This is a genomic window from Nostoc sp. DedQUE07 (assembly GCF_034530975.2).
Classification (GTDB): domain Bacteria; phylum Cyanobacteriota; class Cyanobacteriia; order Cyanobacteriales; family Nostocaceae; genus Nostoc.
The window spans coordinates 1-23,733 of record NZ_JAVRCC020000082.1; the positions used below are offsets into that span (position 1 = coordinate 1).

Annotated in this window: 14 protein-coding genes and 2 pseudogenes; 15 read left to right on the forward strand and 1 reads right to left on the reverse strand. The window is 36.9% G+C overall.

Features of this window, described 5'->3' with window-relative positions; translation table 11 throughout:
* Positions 1-959: 959 nt before the first annotated feature.
* From RMZ95_RS32405 to RMZ95_RS32450, 10 genes are all read left to right on the forward strand, one after another.
* Entirely contained in the window at positions 960-3,167 is a 2,208-nt protein-coding gene (locus tag RMZ95_RS32405) for a GumC family protein (RefSeq protein WP_409884354.1), read from the forward strand.
* Between the two features lie 70 nt (positions 3,168-3,237).
* Positions 3,238-4,191: a glycosyltransferase family 2 protein gene (locus RMZ95_RS32410; protein WP_409884356.1), complete on the forward strand. Its 954-nt coding sequence runs from the start codon at positions 3,238-3,240 to the stop codon at positions 4,189-4,191.
* A 120-nt stretch (positions 4,192-4,311) separates the two neighbouring features.
* A complete protein-coding gene (locus RMZ95_RS32415; RefSeq protein WP_322672118.1) occupies positions 4,312-5,634 on the forward strand; it encodes a flippase in 1,323 nt (440 codons plus the stop codon).
* A gap of 24 nt (positions 5,635-5,658) precedes the next feature.
* Complete coding sequence (locus RMZ95_RS32420; RefSeq protein ID WP_322689580.1) at positions 5,659-6,606, forward strand: glycosyltransferase family 2 protein; 948 nt, start codon at positions 5,659-5,661, stop codon at positions 6,604-6,606.
* Positions 6,603-7,832: an O-antigen ligase family protein gene (locus tag RMZ95_RS32425; protein ID WP_409884358.1), complete on the forward strand. Its 1,230-nt coding sequence runs from the start codon at positions 6,603-6,605 to the stop codon at positions 7,830-7,832. The genes RMZ95_RS32420 and RMZ95_RS32425 overlap by 4 nt, the downstream gene beginning before the upstream one ends.
* A gap of 48 nt (positions 7,833-7,880) precedes the next feature.
* Positions 7,881-9,152 carry a glycosyltransferase family 4 protein gene (locus RMZ95_RS32430; protein ID WP_409884361.1) on the forward strand — a complete coding sequence of 424 codons (1,272 nt, stop codon included), beginning with the start codon at positions 7,881-7,883 and terminating at the stop codon, positions 9,150-9,152.
* Positions 9,153-9,176: 24 nt separating this feature from the next.
* Positions 9,177-10,193 carry a hypothetical protein gene (locus tag RMZ95_RS32435; RefSeq protein ID WP_409884363.1) on the forward strand — a complete coding sequence of 339 codons (1,017 nt, stop codon included), beginning with the start codon at positions 9,177-9,179 and terminating at the stop codon, positions 10,191-10,193.
* A gap of 128 nt (positions 10,194-10,321) precedes the next feature.
* Positions 10,322-11,215: a glycosyltransferase family 2 protein gene (locus tag RMZ95_RS32440; protein WP_322702955.1), complete on the forward strand. Its 894-nt coding sequence runs from the start codon at positions 10,322-10,324 to the stop codon at positions 11,213-11,215.
* A 104-nt stretch (positions 11,216-11,319) separates the two neighbouring features.
* A complete protein-coding gene (locus RMZ95_RS32445; RefSeq protein ID WP_409884365.1) occupies positions 11,320-12,471 on the forward strand; it encodes a glycosyltransferase family 4 protein in 1,152 nt (383 codons plus the stop codon).
* A gap of 144 nt (positions 12,472-12,615) precedes the next feature.
* On the forward strand, positions 12,616-13,440 hold the full coding sequence (locus RMZ95_RS32450) for a WecB/TagA/CpsF family glycosyltransferase (protein ID WP_409884367.1): 825 nt from the start codon (positions 12,616-12,618) through the stop codon (positions 13,438-13,440).
* 283 nt (positions 13,441-13,723) lie between these two features.
* Here the strand turns inward: RMZ95_RS32450 and RMZ95_RS32455 are convergent, their stop codons facing one another.
* Positions 13,724-14,881 carry an endo-1,4-beta-xylanase gene (locus RMZ95_RS32455; RefSeq protein ID WP_322672125.1) on the reverse strand — a complete coding sequence of 386 codons (1,158 nt, stop codon included), beginning with the start codon at positions 14,879-14,881 and terminating at the stop codon, positions 13,724-13,726.
* Positions 14,882-15,281: 400 nt separating this feature from the next.
* On the opposite strand from RMZ95_RS32455, the pseudogene RMZ95_RS32460 reads away from it, so the two are divergent.
* The 5 genes and pseudogenes from RMZ95_RS32460 to nifJ all read left to right on the forward strand — a co-directional run.
* Positions 15,282-15,765: pseudogene (locus RMZ95_RS32460) on the forward strand (hypothetical protein); the annotation flags it as partial.
* Positions 15,766-15,770: 5 nt separating this feature from the next.
* A pseudogene (locus RMZ95_RS32465) lies at positions 15,771-15,894 on the forward strand (ABC transporter ATP-binding protein); the annotation flags it as partial.
* Between the two features lie 439 nt (positions 15,895-16,333).
* Complete coding sequence (locus RMZ95_RS32470) at positions 16,334-17,737, forward strand: Rieske 2Fe-2S domain-containing protein (protein WP_409884370.1); 1,404 nt, start codon at positions 16,334-16,336, stop codon at positions 17,735-17,737.
* Entirely contained in the window at positions 17,730-18,587 is an 858-nt protein-coding gene (locus RMZ95_RS32475) for a nucleotidyltransferase domain-containing protein (RefSeq protein WP_409884372.1), read from the forward strand. The genes RMZ95_RS32470 and RMZ95_RS32475 overlap by 8 nt, the downstream gene beginning before the upstream one ends.
* Positions 18,588-18,907: 320 nt before the next feature.
* The gene (nifJ, locus tag RMZ95_RS32480; protein ID WP_409884374.1) at positions 18,908-22,522 is read left to right on the forward strand and encodes a pyruvate:ferredoxin (flavodoxin) oxidoreductase; all 3,615 of its coding nucleotides are present in this window, start codon (positions 18,908-18,910) and stop codon (positions 22,520-22,522) included.
* Positions 22,523-23,733: the final 1,211 nt, after the last annotated feature.

Genomic DNA, 23,733 nt, shown 5'->3' on the forward strand with positions numbered 1-23,733 from the left:
CTCTAATTCCTTTTGATTTGCGTTCTCTCATATCGCTTTTAGTCTAAACTCCAGTGAGATAGTAGCTGGATTTTTGCTATTTTGTACTAGTCTGATATAAACTAATTTTTTGCTCTAACCACGCTGTTATTTGATACTCCTTTGCTAGGCTACGTTAGATCTAAGCTGAAGCCAATTTACTTACTAGCCGTCTATATTTCATGCGTGTTACCATACAAGTACATTTATATTAAAAAATGTAATGTGTTTTTACATAAAGGCAAATTAAACTGATTGCGAACCTTTATAGGTTCAAGACTCAAATCATGCAATTTTATGATTGCTAATCTTCTATTATTCCCAAAATTGACTATTATTTAGAGCAAGAATTAATTGTTAATTAAAGTTTTGAACTAGCTTATGTAAAGATTCATCCAGTCTTTATAAGTATGTGTTTTCACTGTCCAAAGTCTATCTCTGAAGTGCTTCCATTGTTTATAGAATGGCACAATTGCTCTATTCCTTACCCTGAACGAATTAACTCCTCTTGTCTTTTCAAAATCAGCAAACCGAGACTGAATATATTAGTATATTGTATAAATTTTTTGTAAAGATATAAAAATCAATGTTCTTACATAATATGATAGTGATTGTTAGCTTACTAATCAATACTTGTATTAGTAGTAACGCAAAACGAAATTAACCAAAATTAAGCCCTAAAAATGTAAAGTAACTAAATCAAGGATAAAGTTGTGATTTATCCTGTTTTTGCTCTCACTATAATATCAATTTAAGTTAAAATTGCGGCTTACAAAAGTATATAGTTTACTTCAGATATTGAAGAAATCAGCAGCAATGTATTAACTAAGAATTAACGCAAATATTAATATCGTAAAGTAGACTTTATTAGCACTGTAGTCAAAATTCTGAGAACAATTTTCTGTAAAAAAATAGTCTTTTTATAAAAGTTTAGATATATTATGACGATGGAATCTTTACCAAGTTTTGAAGAAGTAAATATTCAGAAATACTTAGAAGTTCTTCGACGGCGTTGGCTACCTCTAGTTGGAATTTTCACTATATCTGTTAGCCTTGGATGCTTGTATGCATTTTCACTAAAACCTTCATACAAGGCAGAAGGAAGTTTGATGATTAAAACAAATCGCTCTTCTTCACTCACAGGCTTACCAGATGACATAGGACGCCTAGAAGCTTTAAATGTGAACGACAATCCCCTGGAAACTCAGGTGAGAGTTATTGGATCGAATCCAGTAATTGAGAAAACGATTAATTCCCTCAATCTTAAAGATAGCCAAGGCAAACTGCTCTCGATTCCCGATTTGGCAAAACAACTAAAAATAGAAGGAATTAAAGGCACTGATGTTGTACAACTTTCTTATAAAGGTGGCGATCCAGAACTAGCTGCCAAAATCGTTAATGAAGTTATTGACAGTTATATCGATCTAAATATCAAGGCTAATCAGAATGAAGCGCGAACAGCCAAACAGGTTCTTGTAACGGAAGTACCTAAAGCTGAGGAAGTTGTCAGAAGAGCCGAATCAAAACTGCGGCTATTTAAAGAAACGAATAAAGTTGTTGTTTTGGAACAAGAAGCAGCCGCAGCAGTCGATACCATTTCTAAGTTAGGAAATCAAATTTCTCAAGCTTTAGCTCAACTAGATGATGTGAAGGGTCGTCTAGAACAGTTAAGCAGTGAAGCTCAGATAGATTCACGGCAAGGTGTAATCGAATCTGAATTGAGTCAAGCACCTGGAGTTCAGAAAGTGCTAGCCCAACTTCAAGAAACAGAAAGCCAACTTGCACTAGAGCGTACCCGTTTTTCACCTGAACACCCTACAATTACTAACTTAGAAGAAAAAGTCTTAGCTCTTAAGAACTTGTTAAAAGAGCGGACAGGACAAGTAGCTGGTGGAGCACAGATAACACAGGGAAGTTTACAGGTTGGACAACTGCGGCAAAGCCTAATTGCAGATATTACTCGTGCTCAGGCAGAACGTGTTGGTCTGGAGAGACAAATTGTCACACTCAAACAACAGCAAAATGCCTATATCAAACGAGCAAATAATTTGCCAAGGCTAGAACAAAGTCAACGAGAGCTAGAACGGAAACTGCAAGCAGCTCAAACGACTTACGAAACACTCTTAAAGAAACGCCAAGAGATTGATATTGCACAGAATCAAAAGATTCCTAATGCTCGTGTTATTTCCTATGCTTTAACCCCTGATAAAGCAGAAGGGCCTCGGAAAATGCTGTTTATTATTGGTGGAGCAGGAGTTGGTTTTTTCTTAGGTATCATTGTCGCCTTTACTTTAGATTTGATAGATCGCTCAGTGAAGACCGTCAAAGAAGCCAAAGAAGTCTTGAGATACAGTGTTTTGGGAGTGATTCCTACACAAGGTAGAAATGGTAAAGATCATTCTTCTATACCAGGACTGGATAGAGCCATTCCCAAAGTTATTGGCAGAGATATTCCTTACTTCCCTGTTGGTAATGCATATCAAATACTACAAGTGAACTTGAAGTTCCTCTGTTCTGATAAACCGCTCAAAAGCATTGTAATTACAAGTTCCGTTGCCAAAGAAGGAAAGTCTGACGTATCTGCAAATTTAGCTGTGACTATGGCTCAGGCGGGGCGTAGGGTGTTATTGGTGGATGCAGATATGCGTCATCCCATACAGCATCATATCTGGGGGCTAACAAATACAATGGGATTAAGTAATGTACTAATTAATCAAGCTTCTTTAGATACAGTTGTTCAGGAAGTCATGCCTAATCTGGAAGTTCTTACTTCTGGAGTTTTGCCTCCCAATCCAGTGGCAATGCTAGATTCTCAACGTATGGCAACATTAATTAGTAACTTTGGGAGAGATTACGATCTTGTAATTTTTGATACTCCTCCATTGTCAGGAATAGCAGATGCTGCTGTTTTAAGCACTTTGACTGACGGTATCTTATTAATCGTTCGTCCTGGAGTGGTTGACTTGAACAGTGCAAATGCAGCTAAAGAGTTTTTAACTCAGTCAGGTCAGAAGGTATTAGGAATAGTCATCAATGGTGTGAATAATAAAAATGAACCTAATAATTATTTTTATGATACTAAAAAACGACAAATTGAACAAGATTTGGTATTTTCTAGCAGCTTAACTAAATTTCACCAAGAGCGTTAAGTTTTTTTAGAAATTGTGAAAGCTAGCATCACTACAACTATCTCAATCTAATTTTTTGACTATAGTAATAATGGATAAAATTAAAATTAAAACTTCTTGTTTAATTAATAATTACAATTATGCTGAATTTTTATTTGAGGCAATTGATAGCGCTTTAAATCAGACAGTCAAATTTGATGAAATTATCATTGTTGATGATGCATCTACAGATAATTCTGTGGAAATTATCAATAAATTTACTCAATTAGCTAATGTTAAGGCTATTTTTAAAGAACAAAATCAAGGACAATTATCATCTTTTAATGAAGGTTTTTTAGCTGCTACTGGTGACATTCTATTTTTTTTAGATGCCGATGATATTTATGAACCTCAATATTTAGAAAACGCCCTAATTTTTTACAATAGACGCAGTGAATGTGATTTTGTATTTTGTGCGTATAAAAAATTTGGAGCAGTAGAAGGCATATTTCAAGACGATCTAGTTGATTTAGATTTGGGTTATTCAGTAATTAAAACTTTATATAATGGTGAATGGATTGGTTCTATAACTTCAACATTATCAATACGTAGAGAAATAGTCAGAAAATTTTTACCTATTCCAAATTTAGAAGATTGGCGTGTAAGGGCTGATGACTGTTTGGTATGGGGAGCTTCTTTGGTGGGGGCTAAAAAGTTTTATATGTCTAAACCTTTAGTAAAGTATAGAATACATGATAATAATAAATATCATAATAATACTTTTTTAAAGGTAGACAAAAACTATGAATACAAAAGATTATGGAAACGTAATTCACTGTTTAATTACATTATGCAAAAAAACAATTTTAGCTCTCCATTATTTTTAGCTTTTACATCTATCAATGAGTTCCAAACAATACCATGCCCAAAATCTAAAGATTTTGTTATTTACTTGAAAATAATATTTTTATTTGAGCATAGTTTATATTGGAAAATCAAAGGCATTGTTTTCTTATTTAGCTATTTCTTTAAAATTTTGATCGATGGTAAATTAAAAACCTTGTAGGTGATAAATAATGTGAATTTTGGAATAAATAAACTTTATTTTGTATATGAGAATATTATAAATTTACATAAGCGAGATTGATAGGTATAAAAAACATCATATGATTAATTTATAAAAATAATGTTAAGCAAATTAAAAATTAAAAACTTATCGAAATTTAAATCTCGTTCTGGGCTGCGTGCAATTATTGCTAATACAGGTTGGTTATTTGCTGATCGCATTCTACGTATGGGTGCAAGCTTAGTTGTAGGAGTATGGGTAGCGCGTTATTTAGGAGTGCAACAGTATGGTCTATTTAACTATGCTTTAGCTTTTGTTGCCTTATTTAGCCCAATTTTTACTCTCGGACTAGACGACGTAGTAGTTCGCCATCTTGTTCGTCAATCATCAAATAAAGAGGAAATTTTAGGAACTACTTTTTGGCTAAAATTTTTGGGTGGAATTGCTTCTGTTTTATTGGCAGTTAGCACGATGTTTTTCTTAGGTGAGCATGAAACACTAAAGATATGGCTAGTGGCAATTTTAGGAATAGCAGGAGTTTTTAGGGCATCTGATACTATTGAACTGTGGTTTCAATCACGGGTACAGTCGAAATACAGTGTAATAGCTAAAAACACAGCATTTCTACTAAATACTGTCATTAAAATCGCACTAATTTTAACAAAAGCACCATTGCTAGCTTTTGCTTTGGTAACATTAGCAGAATTTGCAATGAGTGCAATTGGTTTACTGATTGTTTACCAAGTCAAAGGATCTTCTTTGTGGTTATGGCGTTGGAGCATTGCGGCGGCCAAAACTCTTTTGAAAGAGAGTTTACCTCTAATTTTTTCGGGGTTCGCCATCATGATTTTTATGAGAATAGATCAGGTGATGTTAGGTCAAATGATCGGAGATAGTGAGGTTGGAGTTTATTCTGCTGCTGTGCGTATTTCTGAAATTTGGTATTTTATTCCAGGGGCTATTGTTTCTTCTGTTGCTCCGGCAATTTATGCAGCAAAAGAAAAATCAGAAAGTCTTTACTATCAGCGAATAGGACAATTATTCAGTCTAATGACATGTATATCTTTAGCAATTGCTCTTCCAATGTCCTTTTTATCTGACAAGATAATTATAGTGATGTTTGGAAGTGGATATGCAGATGCAGGAGCAATATTAGCAGTTCATATTTGGACTTCTTTGTTTGTATTTATGGGTCTTGCAACATCACCTTGGTTTATTGCTGAAGGTTTGAACCACGTTTCTTTAGGTAAAACTTTATTTGGAGCAATACTAAACATTATTCTCAATTTATTACTTATTCCTAAATATGCAGGACTTGGAGCTGCGATCGCAACAATAATATCTCAAGCTGCTGCTGCTTTTATATGCAACGCATTTGATTCCAGAACACAAAAACTTTTTAAGATTCAGGTGCGATCGCTTATTCATTTTTACAAATACTGATCGTTATTATTTAACTTTTATATGATGCAAACACCAGTAACTTTTATTATTTTTAAACGCCCCCAAATAACAGAAAAAGTTTTTGAAGCCATTCGCCAAGTAAAACCAACAAAACTTTTTGTAATTGCAGATGGGCCCCGCACTGACCGCGAAGGTGAGGCAGAAAAATGTGAAGCGACTAGGGCAATTATTGAGAAAGTTGATTGGGATTGTGAAGTAATAAAAAATTACTCTGATATTAACTTAGGTTGTGCAAAACGGGTATCAAGTGGTTTAGATTGGGTCTTTAATAATGTTGAAGAAACAATTATTTTAGAAGATGATTGTATCCCTCACCCAACTTTTTTTAGGTTTAGCGAGGAACTGCTGGAAAAATATAGAAATGATACCAGAATCGCCACAATTTCTGCTCAAAATCTTCAACTTGGACAAAAACGTACAAATTATAGTTACTATTTTTCTCGCTACAACCACTGCTGGGGTTGGGCAAGTTGGAGACGTGCTTGGCAACATTATGATTTGACTATCAAACTCTGGAAAGAGGTGCAAGCAGAAAACCTTTTACATGACATTCTTATAGATCAAAAAACGGTAAATTCTTGGCAACGAATATTTCAATCTGTTTATGACAATCCTACAGGTATAACCTGGGATTACCAATGGACGTTTGCTTGTTGGATGCAGGGAAGCTTAAGTATTATTCCCAATGTCAATTTAATCTCTAACGTTGGTGTTGGTGCAGACGCAACTCATTTCAATTCAAATCAAGAATTTTCTTTTATCAATATGCCCATGCAGGCGATGGAATTTGCCTTAAAGCATCCACCATTTATTGTCAGGAATGTAGAAGCAGATAAATTTATACAAAAAACAGTTTATAAAGCAAATGTATTAGATATTCTTAAAGAAGAAGTAAAGAAAAGATTGAATTATTCAACGATAAAAAATAGAGCAATTAAATTTCAGAAATGAAAATAAAACTAACAGAAAAAATATTAACTATTTTGCTACTACTAATTTCTGTAGGGGCATTAACAATACACCCTGCACAAGAAGTTTCAATGTCTACACTTGGAGGTGATAAGCTAGATACCTTGTTCAATATAGTTTCATATTTAATCCTATTTTATTTCCTAATTTTATACTGGAAAGGTTTTATTTATGTAATTATTAGAAGTCCACTACAGTTTTCATTACTAGCAATAGTTATATTTTCTCTTTTATGGTCAGAAGACCTAAGTTCTAGTCTCACTTATTTAAGAGGTCTAATCCGAATATATTTTCTTGCCATCTATTTAGCAATGCGTTATCCCCTTAAGGAACAAATTAAGCTGATAGCTTGGGCACTTGGGGTAGCTGCATCATTATCTATGCTATTTTCTGCATTCGTACCAGGTTATATTCACGAATCACCTGAGTTACTAGGTATGTGGAGTGGAATTTATGGTCATAAAAATGAATTAGGTTACATGATGGCTTGGAGTGCAGGAGTTTTTTTGCACCTGGCTCTTAGTGGTCATCGATATCGTTGGTTGATGTGGGCATTATGTGGGATATCTATATGTCTAATTATCCTTTCACGTTCAACAACATCTTTAACGATTTTATTGACAATGATATTACTTTTACCTGTCTATAGATCCCTGAAGAAAACTAATTATAAGTTACAATTTATTACGATCACTTCAACTTTGATGTTGCTGATGATTTCTTCAATATTACTTCTCAATAATGCCGAAACTGTAGTTGGTACTTCTGGTAAAGACCTTACCTTCAATGGACGCTCTGATCTTTGGGAGCTAGTAATTTCTAAGATTTTGGAGAGACCTTGGTTAGGTTATGGATTTTCGGGATTTTGGACTAGTAATGCTGCATCCAAATTAAGAGCTACTTACGATTGGGCAAGTAACGCCCATAATGGTTTTTTAGAATTATTATTAGAATTGGGATTCTTAGGGTTTTTGACTTTTGCAGCAGGGTTTGTCCGGTTTTTCGTAATGGCACTGACTCGAATTATTTCTATCGCTAAAAAGCCAGAAGATTATTGGCCAATGCAGATGCTAATTATCATTGTCATAGTGAATTTTTCAGAAGCCAGATTATTAACTCCTAGCTGGAATTGGTTAATGTATATCACCACATCATTATCTTTGACTATTGAATCTCAACGAAATTATAAAAAGATTTTATTCAATTAGTTTTTATGACAATCAGAAATAGTTTTAGTGAATATTAAGTTAAGAAAAATGAAAATTTTACATATTAGTACCCATGATATTAGTGGCGGTGCAGCTAGGGCTGCATATCGTTTACACACAGGTTTACAAAATATAGGACTACAGTCACAAATGTTAGTACAGGAAAAATCTAGTAATGATAAAACAATAGTTGCACCTAAAGTTAGACTGTTTCAAGGCATCGCTAAGGCAAAGCTGACAGTTGAAAGTTTGCCATTAAAGCTTTATCGTCAAAAGAAAAATACCCCATTTTTTACTCAATGGTTGCCAGATAGAGTTATTCCTAAAGTTGCTCAGATTAATCCAGATATAATCAATCTGCATTGGATTAGCGGAGGTTTTATGCAAATAGAAACCTTTGCTAAACTGAAGCGCCCTTTAGTTTGGACTCTCCATGATATGTGGGGGTTTACTGGAGGATGTCACGTTACTGGAGAATGCGATCGCTACAAAGTATCCTGCGGGGCTTGTCCTCAACTCAACAGTGGTAATGAATGGGATTTATCCCGTTGGGTATGGCAACGCAAAGCAAAAGCTTGGAAAAATTTAAATTTAACCCTGGTTTCACCAAGTTCTTGGCTAGCAGAGTGCGCTTGTTCCAGTTCTTTATTCCAGAATTTGCGAATTGAGGTAATTCCTCACGGATTAGATACTCAAAAATATCGACCGATTAATCAATATTTTGCCCGCGAAGCACTCAATCTACCTCAAAATAAAAAGCTGATACTATTTGGAGCTATAGAAGCGACAAGCGATAAAAATAAAGGATTTCATTTGTTGCAACCAGCTTTACAAGAATTGAGTAAATCTGGCTGGAAAGATGACTTGGAAGTTGTGATTTTTGGAGCATCTCAACCCGAAAATCCACCTGATTTAGGCTTCAAAACCCACTATTTGGGACACTTGCACGATGCTATATCTTTAGCAACTGTTTACTCAGCTGCTGATGTAATGCTTGTACCATCTCTTCAAGAATCTTTTGGACAGACAGCTTCAGAATCATTCGCTTGTGGTACTCCAGTTGTGGCGTTTAATTCTACTGGCTTAAAAGATATTGTCGATCATCAGCAGAACGGCTATTTGGCTAAACCTTATGAAGTTGAGGATTTTGCCAAAGGAATTACCTGGGTTCTTCAAAATGAACAGAGATTGCAAAAACTTTCATTTTATGCACGTGAGAAAGCCGAGCAAAAATTTACCCTGGAACTTCAAGCACGTCGTTATTCAGCCTTGTTTCAGGAAATATTGATGATAGTAAATAAATCTTCATTGAGTAATTAACTTATTAAATCAATACTTCATACTATGTCAATACCTATAGCTTTTATAATTTGTACAGAACCTGGTCGTTTAGAAGGTCAATCTTTGATGCTTGCAGAAAGTATTCGTAAGTTCTGCGGCGAATTGAAAAATACACCTATATATAGTTTCCATCCTAGAGTAGGTGAACCGATTTTAAAGCAAACCCAACAAGCCTTTGAAGCATTGCAGGTGACTCATCAACAAATCCCGATAAATCGAGAATTCCATGAATATTATTTAGCTAATAAACCCCTAGTTTGTGCCTATGCAGAAGAAAATATCGATGCAGAAATATTGGTTTTTTTAGACAGTGACAAATGCTTTTTTTCTGAACCAAAAGAATTTTTATTGCCCGTAGATTGTAATGTGCGGATGCGTCCTGAGTATGGACAAGGAATTGGTTCTACAGGTTTGCAAGATCCTCAAGAATGGTATTGGCAAAAACTATATGAAGTACTGGGAGTAAAGCGTGAGGTATTTGTTGACACACCCATTGGTAATAAAAGAATCAGAGCCTACTGGAATTCTGGTTTGATTGCTGTAAGAAAAAGTGCGGGTATATTTAGAACTTGGAAAGATAACTTTGAAAAAGTAATGCGCTTGGATATTACTCCTCCCCAGGGTATTTATTTTGTTGAGCAGTCTGTTTTGTCTGTAACTTTATGTGCCTTGGAAGAAAACGTTGAACATCTTCCCCCTAATTATAGTTATCCATTACCTTTACATAACCGTTTATCAAAAGAACTACAAATTAAACATTGGGATGATATTGTATCCATTCATTATTTCAACTTATTTTTTTATAACGATTGGCATGGGCAAATAAAAAATTTGAAAAACTTTAATGTCAATTCAAAGAAATATCAATGGTTATCTGAAGAGGTTGTCAGACTTAATATGCCTCGTGTATCAGTTTGGCATAGATATTTGTTGGGAGTCAGAAGAATGGAACAAAAACTAAAAAGCTTTAACTTAGATATTAATTTCAGTAGATGGATAGAAAACAGGGTGAAATTTTAAACTGAAATCACGATATATGAAATTTAAAATTTTGACAATTGAGATTATGAATAAAATCCATCCAAAACGTATCTAAATTTATTATTTAGATTAACTCTTTTTGTACATATTATTATCAGGAAAATGAGATGAAGAAAGCGAATATAGCTGTAATTATGACATGTTATAACAGACGGAATACAACTCTTGCCTGTCTAAATGCTTTATATCAGCAAAAAAATTGTTGTGATGTTTATTTAACTGATGATGGGAGTTCTGATGGGACTACAGAGGCTGTTAAAGCAGAATATCCAGAAGTACAAATTCTTCAAGGTAATGGCAATTTATTTTGGGTGGGAGGAATGCATCTAGCTTTTAGTGAGGCAATCAAATATCAATACGATTATTATCTGTGGTTGAATGATGACACATTTTTGGAAGCCAATGCTGTGAGTAAACTATTACAGGTTCATCAAAATTTGACAGAACTTGGTTATCGAGACTCAATTGTAGTTGGTTCAACTAAAGACTCAATTACAGGAAAAGCAACCTATGGAGGAGCGGTAAAATCTAAAAAGTGGTATTCTAATAAATTTGAATTTTTAGAACCAAGCTCCGTTATCCAACAATGCGATGCTATGTATGGTAACTGCGTGCTAATTCCTAAAAGTGTTGCTGCCAAAGTTGGTAATATTGATACAGCTTTTGTTCATAGTTTAGGAGATTTAGATTATGCTCTGAGAGCGCGTAAATTGGGTTGTAAAATATGGGTAGCTCCTGGGTATATTGGTACTTGCACTAAAAATTCTATCCGCAATAGTTGGGCAGATACCAATTTAAATCTCTTAGAACGCTTGAAAAAAGTACTACAAATCAAAGCTTTTCCATTGAAATCATGGACTATATTTTGTAGCAGACACTCTGGGCCATTCTGGATATTGTACTGGTTCTTACCCTATATTAGAGCAATTATTGGTTACAAAAATTTAGCAACTTCTCCGACATTTTCTGAGGATATTAATCAAAGTAACTCAGAAGCTTAATAATTGCACGATAGTTATTGATGGATGCTATTTAGAGAAATTATAACTATCTTAATCATTTGAGAAATGTAATTTAAAATTATAAAACAATCAACAATTATTTTATGGGTAAACGCTTACTGATTGTTTCAACCCTCGATTCTAGTCAGCCATTTGGTGCATTTACTAGACCTTTTTATCTAGGACAATATCTTACTAAATATTTTGATGTTTTTCAGCTAGGTTTAGATTGTTCATCTGTTAATTATGCACCTTCTTTTTCTACTGGATCGAGAAGCTTGAAGTCATATATTCAATCCATAGAAAAGTGCATCGACGAGTTTTGTCCAGACATTGTGTATGCTCAAGAAACACTACCTGGATTGGCTGCTTTAATTTCACTAAAGCTTAGAAAACACAGTAGCTCCTCTCTTGTCTTAGATTTTCATACATTTTCGCCTTATGAATACTGGATGCGCTTGTTTTCAGTTGCCAATCCTTTCAAAGAGTTTGCACAATGTATTAAGACATATATTGCTCAGGGAATTTTAATATTTTCTGGTAGTCCAATTATTGCAGCAGGTGAATCAATTCCTAAACTAATTTCCCAATGGTATGGAAAAACTCCACAACAAATTTATTCTATCGGGAATGGAGTTACTGAAGACTTACTCAATACTGAAGTTTTTCCAGATAAAGACCCCTATCAGGCATTCAGACCAGCTAAAATAGTCGTTATCATTGCTCCCAAAACATTTCAATTTCCAACTAATGATATGTCTGTATCAATGGCTATTGAGGTTGCTAAATACCTTGAAAATTATCAGAAAAAAGTACATTTTGTTGTCATTGGTAGGGATAGTAGCGATATTTCAGAACCAATACCCTCTAATATTTATTTTTTAGGCTTTTTACCTAAAAGGGAAGATTTTATCGCCCATTTGAAATATGCAGATATTGCTTTACTGCCATTTTCAAAACAAGCAGTAGCAGGTGGCGCTCGCAATAAAGCACTAGATTATTTCGCTAGTAGAAAATTAGTTGTATCAACGCCAGAAGGTTTGCGAGGTTTAGAAGAATTTCGCCACTTGGAACATCTGTTAGTAACAGGATACTCTAGCGAAGAAGTCGCTAACACAATACTGGATGCTGTTTCAAATATTGATAAATATCAATCACTTGTAGATACAGCATATAGTTTAATTACCGAAAAGTATTCGTGGAATGCAAAAGCACAAAATATTGCAGACATCCTTCTAAGGATAAGTGCTTTTTAGTTATATTCAAAAAATAATTTTTAACTAAAAAAAGAGATATTTCAATATTTAATTATTTTCGTATTGAAATATTGCTGATTGATTTTACAACACTCACTTTGACTTTGAAATAACATCTCATATTTATCAAAAGAAAAATAAGATATGAAAAAGCGATTTTCTTATAAAATTATTGGTACTCAAGTAGATGCACTGTCTATCCTTGACTTAAATTCATTGATTAAAGAATCTATTGATCGGGATGAAAAATGGATTATTGCTAATCACAACTTACATAGTCTTTATCTCTTCCATAACGATCTAAAAATGCAAGCTTTTTATTCCAAGGCAGAATATACCCATATTGATAGTATGCCTTTGGTGTTTATTGGAAAGCTATTGGGTTTTCCAATTAAACGCGAACAAAGAGTAACCTATGCTGACTGGGTATGTCCTCTAATGGCAGAAGCTGCTACTAAAGGCTGGCGTGTATTCTATTTAGGTTCAAAGCCAGGAGTTGCTGAAACAGCAGCAAATATTTTATGCCAGAAATTTCCTGGTTTACAGATTGCTTGCGCTCATGGCTATATTGATATAGATAAAGATAGTCAAGAAAATCTCGCCACTGTAGCTGCAATTAATGCTTACAAACCTCATATATTAATGGTGGGAATGGGTATGCCACGCCAAGAGTATTGGATTTACGAAAATCTTGAACATCTTCATACCAATACTATTTTGACTAGTGGAGCCTGTATGGACTATATAGCAGGAGCAATACCTACTCCTCCTCGCTGGATGGGAAAGGTGGGATTAGAATGGTTGTATCGCTTGTTGTCTGAACCGAAAAGACTTTGGAGACGTTACTTACTAGAGCCTTGGTTTGTTGGCACATTATTTTTACGAGAAATTTGGAGTATCTCAAGTAAACGAAAAAAAAATAACCTCCTGGTATTTATAAGTACGAAATTTCAAAAGTTCGTAGCTTGATCGAGTCTCTTAGACTCTTACCAGTAGGTCGCTCAATTTGTCACGGATTTATGAAATGTTGTACTAAGGTTTAATGATTGATTAGTCAGGAAGCCTTATTCAACTTTCATAATCGTGAATAACTAAAAATATTTGCATTTATTTTGTTTAGAATAATACTTAAAAACCCTATAGCAGTTACCGGCATAGTGAGGTACATTTTCAAAGCTACTAAGCTTGGTAAACAAGATTTGGGTGTACCTCAGTTGCTGAGTAAATACTATGTTTATGCCTAAGTGGAGTATTAAGTTGATTCCTGAAAAGCCTGGGCTATAGCATCGCGAGCTGGTTTAGATTGCAGGTTCTCATCGAAGGGAAGCGGACGCAGAAATTTCCAGAGACTTGGATTGTTTCTAAAGGTTTTTCTTGGCATCCATTCAGGGTGACGTATCCAGGTATGACGGTCGGTAAGTCCCCATGTAATCACAGTATCGACTTGATTCTCAAAGCACAGGTCAAGATATCGCTTGTAACTATCGGCTACCATTTGGTCTAGGCTTTTGATACTATCGGGTAGCGGGGTATCAATGATAATATCTAATTCTGTAATTATTGGTTTCACTTCAAGATCGTTAAGCCGTTTTAAGACCGAATTAAGTCCTTTCTCGTCAAAAGGATATGCAGTAGAAAACCATAGATGTGATTGGAGACCTGCCCCATCAATTTTTACGCCACTATTCTTCAGATATTCGACCATTTTTAAGAAACGATCTGATTTCCATGTAGCGCCTTCGATGCCGAAATCGTTTAGGTAAAATTTCTTGCTGTTATCAACTGAAGCGGCAATTAAAAATAAGTCTCGAATCAATTCTGGTTTTACCCCTTTACGCAAACCGATTGTTGCATTATCAGTTTCATTTTCACTATCAGCAATAATTTCATTGGCAATATCCCATGACTTTAAAACGGGACTATTGCGATAATGCCCCATGACTCCTTTGACATGGCGTTCGATCATCTTAAGTGTAGGAGGGTATGTTGCCCAGTCTGGTCTTCCCATATGCCAGAAAAGAGTATGCCCGTGCAATTCTATCTTATGTTTTTGGCAGAAATTAGCGATCGCATCTGCTGATTCAAAGGTAAATTGTCCTGGCTGTGGTTCAGTGGCGTCCCATTTTAATTCACCATTCGGTGTCACAATCGAACATTCACGAGCCATGAGGTCCGCGTAATCCTTATCTTTGAGCAAAAATTCACTAGAAATTGCTGCACCATAACGCTTTCCTTTGGCGGCAGCTAATTGCCGAAGGGGAGAATTTAAATTTTTACTTGTATAATCTGCTGCAATAGCATTCGTGTTTTGGTCTTGTTTTTGGTTATCCTTTTGTAAAAACCCCATAGTTAATAAGGCAGAAAGGGTTGTGTATCCTGCTCTCCTTAAAAAATTTCTCCGATAAGTCATAAATTACACTTAATAAAAAATCCATTGATTATTATTTTACCGTATAAAAATGTATTGATTCTTATTTGACCATTCTACCTCCAGAATTTACGGAGTTTTTCCAAATCAAATCATAGTTTCATACTTAAGTGGCAAAGATGAAAATTGAGAAATATTACATCTAGGGCAAAACTAGATTAAACTATAACGCATGTTCGATTTAGATCGAAAGTTATGGGGTGATGAAACAATTGATTTTATGGAACAATGTGCGTTATTATGCAAAATGCTTACGGCATATTTGCCGCAATATAGGGTAATAGTGAAGAGTTAGATTTGATAACTAAATAACAAAATATTTATCTCTAACAATTATTAATTATTTGATATTTATTGATGGCTAATAATTTGTTTATCCGCGATTAACTCAGTAGATAAAAAATTTAGAGAGAGTAAAAAAGATTGTTTAAAAGCTATCAAAAAAGCTTTCAATAAAGGGTTAGTTGCATTAGTAATTGCAGCTACTGCTATTACGGGTGGAATTATTGTTTATGGGATTTCTCAGTTTGGGTTAGTTGGTCAACCTGAGAAATCTGAGCCAGTAGAAACCACGCCCAAAAGTCAAAAAGTGGCTGCGTTAGGACGACTAGAACCGGAGGCTGAGGTAATTAGCTTGTTTGCGCCCTTGGCATTGGATGGCGATCGGGTTAAAGCCGGACAGGTGGTAGCAATTTTAGATGCACGCGAGCGATCGCTTGCAAACTGCTGTACTACAAGCTCAACAACAAGTCAGAGTTGCTCAAGCTAAACTCGCTCAAGTGCAAGCTGGAGCAAAAGCAGGAGAAATTCAGGCCCAACAGGCAAGTGTTGAACGTCTCCAGGCCCAATCCCAAGGAGACAGAATAGCGCGAAGCTAGCTAAAGAACAAGGATGTACGATTTTGCTAGTTACCCACGACAATCGATCCTCGATATTGCCGATCGGATCATTTATATTATATGGAAGATGGTCAACTGAAGACTGGCAGCAAGTAATACCAATTCGTAGTTCGTCAAACTTACTTAAGAATGGCTGTTTAAAAGTCATTTATAAAGTCAAAGTCAAGATAAAATTGAATTTAGTAAGCAAAATACCTAATTGCTTTCTCAAAATACTTAAATGCTTTATCAAAATGCTTAAATGCTTGCTCATTTCAGTAGATTCAGCAAGTAAAAAGGCATATTGCTTTATCAAAATGCTTAAATGCTTTCTCATTTCGGTAGATTCAGCAAGCAAAAAGGCATATTACTTTCTCAAAGTGCTTAAATGCTTTCTCATTTCAGTACATCGCGCATTCATTTTGGCGTATCGTTGAGCCATTAGCTAGCGATGTCTACGACGGGCTACGCCTACACCTTCAATTCATTCAGCAAGAATCCTGCAACGGCTGACTGTACTAATATAGTTGTGTAAATTAGGTTTCTAACTCTTGTGATGTCAACTCAGTTTTCATGGACTAAACAGTGGTATCCTATTATTCCTTTAAGCTACTTAGATAATTTGAATCCTACTCCTATCACTCTTCTGGGGAAAAAATTGGTGATTTGGAGAGACAAAAATCAAAAGTGGATAGTAATGGATGATGTTTGTCCTCATAAGTTGGTGCGACTATCTATGGGAAGCGTCACTGAAGATGGAAACTTAATGTGTAGACATCACGGTTGGTGTTTTGATGGTGAAGGTAAATGCACTAAAATTCCCATGTTGGCTAGTAGCCAAGCAGAAGTAACTGCTTGTGATAGTTTCAGGTCAAGAGTTACAACATATCCTACACAAATTATCCAAGAATTGCTTTGGGTATGGGCAGATGATAGTTCAACAGCCTTTGAGGATTGTAATTCAAAGCAGCCAGCTACCATCCCTGCATCAGAACTAGATATATCTTCCTCCTCCTGGCAGATGACAGAAGTTCCGGTTGGTTACACTGTGTCTGTTGAAAGTACTTTTGATCCTTCTCATGCAGAATTTCTTCATGAAGGAATAGGTCTTTTTTCACCTAAAACAGCTGTGCCTATGGAATATTTTGAATCTGTTGGAGAAATATCTGCTCAAGAAGGTTTTACTCTCAAACATCAAGGCTACAATCTCTTCAACAAAGATATGGAGGCGATACGAAAGTTTACTCCACCCTGTTCTAATACTACTATATATCGTTACCCCAACGGCAAAACTAATATTTTTCAGTTGTATTTTGTTCCTACACAACCAGGTTATTGTAAGTATATTGGCAAGTTGATTTCTGATGGAAGTGCAGTTAAAAGAAATTTTTGGTTTAAGATTCTCCCAAAGGATTTACAAACTGGGTTACAGCACTTATCCACATACAAGCTAAGTGACCAAGATTTATCAGCTATGCATTCGCAGGAAGTGAATCAGTCATCATTAGATAAAAAATGGCAAAAGGCATACTTTATGCCTTCTCCTTCTGACGTAGGTATTATAACTTTCAGAAAATGGCTAGATGAATTTGCTGGAGGTAGTCCTTCATGGCAAGGATGCCAAGAAGGCAGTATTAAACAATTGAATGATGAACAACTATATGACCGATGGCATAGACATACAAAGCATTGCCCAAGTTGTCGTAATTCTGTGGTTTTTCTAGAAAAGGTACAAACCTTTAGTAATATTGGCATTCTGGTATTTGCACTATTAACACTAGTTTTTGTTTCAATAGGTGTGAACGTAAGTCTAGTGATTATATCAACAATAATTGCATTCTTGAGTTATTTTTTATCAGATAAATCTAACAATATCAAACAACTTTTTTTTAGTAGTATTCCCCAGAGAGGTTTACCTTTGGTTAAACTTTATGGCAGCAATAAGAAAATCTATGAATAAGGAATCGCCTCAGTTCATCAGCCATATTGTTTCCAGTTTGCGGTCAATTGAGGGAATTATAGCGATCGCACTGGGTGGTTCACGGGCACGAGGCAACCATACCCTAAAGTCAGATGTAGATTTGGGGATTTATTACAATCCAGAAAAACCACCCGATTTAATTGCTCTAAATCGCCTCGCTTGTGAGCTTGATGATAACCATCGCGTAAATTTGATTACTGCGATCGGGGGATGGGGAAAGTGGATTAACGGTGGTGGTTGGCTAAAGGTTCAAGGTGTAGGTGTGGATTTTCTCTATCGCGATTTGGTGAAGGTAAATCGTGTCATTGATGATTGCCATAACGGGCGCATTACAATTGATTATCAACCAGGACACCCTCATGGGTTTGTGTCCTCTATTTATATGGGGGAAATTGCTCTTTGTCAGCCACTTTACGACCCCGATGGTGTTTTAGAAGCTTTGAAGGTAAAAACAAAACCGTATCCAGTTGGGCTGAAACAGGCAACTATTGATACTTTCGCCTGGGAAATAAGTTTTTCGCTGTTGGTCGCAAAAAAGGCGATCGCACGCGATGATGTTGTTTACGCAGCAGGTTGTTGTTTCCGCAGTGTGGCGTGTATGAATCAAGTTTTATTCGCGCTCAATGAAGATTACTTGTTGAATGAAAAGGGAGCAATCGCAGTTGCTAATAAGTTCGCTATTTGCCCGCAGAACTATCAACAACGGGTTGAGCAAGCGTTTGCACTTTTAGCTGCCGATGCAAAATCAATAACTGAGGCGATCGCGATTCTTGAAGCGATTGAGGATGATTTGAGTCAATGGTATGGAAATCGGCGATTAACAATGTAATATTCCCGTCCCTGTACCCCACAAAAAAGAATAAATTATCTAAAAGTCTTTTAAAACAAAGACTTTGGCCATTGAGTACATTATTAATACATATTAATAGATGCAGTATTGCAGATGAGATATTAATAGATGCAGTATTGATTGAAAGTTAATTTAAGAGCCTAAAGGTATCAACAAACTATGCTTTAAACACGGAGTAAATCCTACCGTGAAATTTTTAATGCAAATAATACACTTACTTTCTAGTACTGGCTATTTCTGATTCTTATATTCACGTGTTCTGAATAATGCAGCTTAAAGGCGGGGACAAAAATCATATTATGAACAAAACCTTTGCAACCATCGACGGGAATGAGGCTGTCGCCCGTGTTGCTTACAAATTAAATGAAGTGATTGCCATTTATCCCATCACCCCCTCTTCAGCAATGGGTGAATGGGCAGATGCTTGGTCAGCAGAAGGTCGTCCCAACCTCTGGGGTACTATTCCTAGCGTCGTGCAGATGCAGAGCGAAGGGGGAGCTGCTGGTGCTGTACATGGCGCTTTGCAAACAGGTTCTCTGAGTACCACCTTCACGGCATCTCAGGGATTATTGTTGATGATACCCAACTTCTACAAAATTGCTGGTGAGTTGACTAGCGCCGTGGTTCACGTTGCTGCCCGCTCTTTGGCTACTCATGCTTTATCAATTTTTGGCGACCATAGCGACGTAATGGCAGCTCGTGCGACTGGCTTTGCTCTGCTGTGTTCCGCTTCGGTGCAGGAAAGTCAAGATTTTGCTCTTATTGCTCATGCTGCTACCCTAGAGACGCGAGTCTCCTTTATGCATTTCTTTGATGGCTTCCGCACATCACATGAAGTGCAGAAAGTCAAACTGCTCTCAGATGATGATTTGCGATCGCTCATCCACGATAACTTAATACTCGCTCACCGCAGCCGCGCCCTCACCCCAGATCGTCCAGTATTGCGCGGGACTGCCCAAAACCCCGATGTCTACTTCCAAGGACGTGAAGGTGCTAACCCTTATTACAACGCCTGTCCAGAAATTGTCCAGCGGATCATGGATGAATTTGGAGAACGCACGGGAAGGCATTATCAAATTTATGAATATTACGGCGCTAAGGATGCCGATCGCGTTATTGTTCTGATGGGTTCAGGTTGTGAAACCGTCCATGAAACAGTAGATTACCTGAACGCCCGTGGTGAAAAACTTGGTGTAGTGAAAGTGCGACTTTACCGCCCCTTTGATGTCCAAAGGTTTGTTGCAGTATTACCAATTAGTGTACAAGCGATCGCAGTTCTCGACCGCACCAAAGAAGCAGGTAGCGCTGGGGAACCTTTGTATTTAGATGTAGTGGCTGCTATTCATGAGGCGTGGGGAGATAAAAGAGCAGGGGGAGCAGGGGAGGCAGGGGGAGAAAATACTTGCTCATCCCCTAAAATTATTGGTGGTCGTTACGGTCTTTCTTCTAAGGAATTTACTCCGGCGATGGTGAAGGGCATTTTTGACAATCTTGCTCAAGCTAAACCGAAAAATCACTTTACGATTGGGATTAATGACGACGTTAGTCATACTTCTTTGAGCTTTGACCCTAATTTCTCTACAGAATCGGATAACGTTGTTCGGGCAATGTTCTATGGGCTAGGTGCTGATGGTACTGTTGGTGCTAATAAAAATTCTATTAAGATTATTGGTGAAGAAACTGACAATTACGCCCAAGGCTACTTTGTCTACGATTCCAAGAAATCTGGCTCGATGACTGTCTCTCACCTCCGCTTCGGTAAAGAGCCAATTCGCTCTACCTACTTGATTAACCAAGCTAACTTTATTGGTTGTCATCACTGGGGATTTTTGGAACGCATAGATATTTTAAAGGCTGCTATTCCTGGGGCAACTTTGCTGCTTAACAGTCCATACAATGCAGATACCGTTTGGGAATATCTGCCGTTGAAGGTGCAACAGCAAATTATCGATAAGCATTTGAAGTTATATGTGATTAATGCTAGCCAAGTTGCCCGTGACAGTGGCATGGGTGGCAGAATTAACACCATTATGCAGGTATGCTTCTTTGCTTTAGCGGGTGTCTTGCCGCAAGAAGAAGCGATCGCTAAAATCAAACAAGCGATTGAGAAGACTTACGGTAAAAAAGGCGCAGAAGTTGTCCGTATGAACTTGCAAGCTGTAGACAACACCTTAGACAACTTGCATAAAGTAGATGTCCCCCAGACAATCCACATTTCTAACTCCTCACTCCTAACTCCTCACTCCTCACTTAACTCCGCTCCCGAATTTGTGCGAGAAGTTCTGGGCAAAATCATGATTTGGGAAGGTGATGACTTACCTGTTAGCAGACTACCATTTGATGGTACTTTTCCTGTAGGTACTGCCAAGTGGGAAAAACGTAACGTTGCCGAAGAGATACCTGTGTGGGAACCGGATGTCTGCGTTCAATGCGGTAAGTGCGTCATGGTTTGTCCCCACAGTGCCATCCGTGCAAAGGCTTATCAAGCGGATGAGTTAATTAATGCACCAGCAACCTTTAAATCAACTGGTGCAAAAGATAAAGACTTTGCCAATCAAAAATTTACCATTCAAGTTGCCCCAGAAGATTGCACGGGATGTACGATTTGTGTAAATATTTGCCCTGCTAAAAATAAATCTGAGCCATCGCTGAAAGCAATTAACATGGCAAAGCAGTTGCCTTTACAAGAGCAAGAGCGGAAGAACTGGGATTTCTTCTTGAGTTTACCTAATCCTGACAGGCGATCGCTAAAATTAAATCAGATTCGCCAACAACAACTGCAAGAACCTTTATTTGAATTCTCTGGTGCTTGTGCAGGTTGTGGTGAAACACCTTATCTAAAATTATTAACACAATTGTTTGGCGATCGCGCCGTCATTGCCAATGCAACAGGTTGTTCTTCAATATATGGTGGGAATCTTCCTACAACTCCTTGGACAACTAACGCCCAAGGACGCGGCCCCGCGTGGTCTAATAACTTATTTGAAGATAACGCCGAATTCGGTTTTGGCTTTCGTCTTTCCCTCGACAAACAAGCTGAGTTTGCGGCACAATTGTTGCAACAACTGGGAAGTGGGGAAATAGTTTCTGAGGATTTAGTTCAATCTATTCTCAAAGCTGAACAAAAATCTGAGGCTGACATTTGGGAACAGCGCGAAAGAATAGAACTGTTGCAGCAGAAGTTAGATGAAATCGTAACTTTCGATCCTAATCTCAAATCTAAAATCCAAAATCTCAAATCCCTTGCAAATTACTTGGTGAGAAAAAGCGTCTGGATTGTTGGTGGTGATGGTTGGGCTTATGATATTGATTTTGGTGGTATCGATCATGTAATTGCTAGTGGTCGAAACGTCAACATTTTGGTGATGGATACAGAAGTGTATTCTAATACAGGCGGTCAGTCTTCCAAAGCCACGCCACGAGCCGCAGTTGCTAAATATGCCGCTAGTGGTAAGCCAGCACCTAAAAAAGACTTAGGGATGATTGCGATGACCTACGGAAATGTCTACGTAGCAAGTGTAGCCCTTGGTGCTAGAGATGAACATACCCTGAAAGCATTTTTGGAAGCAGAAGCTTATGATGGGCCATCACTGATTATTGCTTACAGCCATTGCATAGCCCACGGTATCAACATGACCACAGGGATGAATCATCAGAAAACTTTGGTAGAATCAGGTCGTTGGTTGCTGTATCGGCATAATCCAGAGTTGCTTAACCAGGGTAAAAATCCATTGCAATTGGATATGCGATCGCCTACGCAATCTGTAGAACATTCGATGTATCAAGAAAATCGCTTCAAGATGCTCACGAAGAGTAAACCCGACGTTGCCAAGCACTTATTAGAACAAGCCCAAGCTGAAGTAGATACACGTTGGCAAACGTACCAATATCTGGCAAAACGCGATATTCTCTGAATATTAACCCTAATTTTAGTTATAAAAATTGCGACTTAACTAACTCAAGTCGCAATTTTCGTTATAAAAACCCATTTTTTTTGTTACAAACATCAGAATTTTCGTTACAAGAAACCATTTTGGTTACTAAATTCATTATTTTTGTTACAAACATTAGAATTTTCGTTATAAAAAACCATTTTGGTTACTAAATTCATTATTTTCGTGACAAGCATCAGAGTTTTCGTTACAAAAGCACCATTTTAGCTACTCAAATCGTTATTTTCGTTACTAACGCTATGGTTTAAGGTGTGTTGAACCCAAACTTTAGTCAACAAACGCGCAAATGTTGGGTTTCATTCCTCAACACAATCTATAAAAAGAGTGCAATGTCTACGATGGACTGTGACGCTCGAATGCAAGAGCCTGTTGCAAACCAGACTCACTAACGCAACTCTTGGAGACGCTGCGTGTAGCTTGTTTCCCCGTAGAGATACGCTATCGGTGACGTAAAAACTTTATATAGCACTTCCTAAAATTCACTATAACTTTATCAAAATCACACCCAGCCTCTTGACAATGCTTAGATATTTATAAGAGTATTTAAGTGATTTAACGGTTATCAAAGTAATTTTTGCTTGCAAAGTCAGATCGGTTAACTAGCTGACACCAAAAGAGCACTATCAATACAATTCGTAATTGTAATCTTGTAATTCGTGATTAAATTTTATAATTACGAATTAGAATTACGAATTACAAATTATTCAATTACTGCGATCGGTCAGATGTGGCAGCAGAGAGGCATCAAAGAGAGTAAGCGGGGAAATATTAATAGATAGCTCAATTTTAGAAGAGAGCAGGTGCGATCGCCCAATCTACAACGCAGTAACAAATTGACAATTTAATGGCAGTGCGGTAAAGGCTGGAAGAGCAAATTAGATTAGGATTTTCGTAAAAAATTCTGACCAAGCAGCTTGGTACTCAGCCTCATAGTACAGATTGGTGTAAATGAGCCACCCTTATAAAATGTCTAAAATCCTTATGCAATGGGAATTACGAATTACCCGTTCATGCAGCGTCTTGTAGAGAAGCGGTACAAGTGTCTTTGCTAATGACCAAGGACAAATAACTTATAAAAACTAAACTGGAGACATGATGGCAAATTCAACTTTTAACCTTTTATATCATGTCCGGATGATCGCTTACGATAAAGCTAGGAAGTAAAAATATGA

Coding starts and splice junctions, on each gene's coding strand:
- RMZ95_RS32430 (WP_409884361.1), top strand. CDS start 7,881: ATGAAAATTTTACATATTAGTACCCATGATATTAGTGGCGGTGCAGCT.
- nifJ (WP_409884374.1), top strand. CDS start 18,908: ATGAACAAAACCTTTGCAACCATCGACGGGAATGAGGCTGTCGCCCGT.
- RMZ95_RS32435 (WP_409884363.1), top strand. CDS start 9,177: ATGTCAATACCTATAGCTTTTATAATTTGTACAGAACCTGGTCGTTTA.
- RMZ95_RS32420 (WP_322689580.1), top strand. CDS start 5,659: ATGCAAACACCAGTAACTTTTATTATTTTTAAACGCCCCCAAATAACA.
- RMZ95_RS32425 (WP_409884358.1), top strand. CDS start 6,603: ATGAAAATAAAACTAACAGAAAAAATATTAACTATTTTGCTACTACTA.
- RMZ95_RS32410 (WP_409884356.1), top strand. CDS start 3,238: ATGGATAAAATTAAAATTAAAACTTCTTGTTTAATTAATAATTACAAT.
- RMZ95_RS32450 (WP_409884367.1), top strand. CDS start 12,616: ATGAAAAAGCGATTTTCTTATAAAATTATTGGTACTCAAGTAGATGCA.
- RMZ95_RS32475 (WP_409884372.1), top strand. CDS start 17,730: ATGAATAAGGAATCGCCTCAGTTCATCAGCCATATTGTTTCCAGTTTG.
- RMZ95_RS32405 (WP_409884354.1), top strand. CDS start 960: ATGACGATGGAATCTTTACCAAGTTTTGAAGAAGTAAATATTCAGAAA.
- RMZ95_RS32415 (WP_322672118.1), top strand. CDS start 4,312: ATGTTAAGCAAATTAAAAATTAAAAACTTATCGAAATTTAAATCTCGT.
- RMZ95_RS32455 (WP_322672125.1), bottom strand. CDS start 14,881: ATGACTTATCGGAGAAATTTTTTAAGGAGAGCAGGATACACAACCCTT.
- RMZ95_RS32445 (WP_409884365.1), top strand. CDS start 11,320: ATGGGTAAACGCTTACTGATTGTTTCAACCCTCGATTCTAGTCAGCCA.
- RMZ95_RS32470 (WP_409884370.1), top strand. CDS start 16,334: ATGTCAACTCAGTTTTCATGGACTAAACAGTGGTATCCTATTATTCCT.
- RMZ95_RS32440 (WP_322702955.1), top strand. CDS start 10,322: ATGAAGAAAGCGAATATAGCTGTAATTATGACATGTTATAACAGACGG.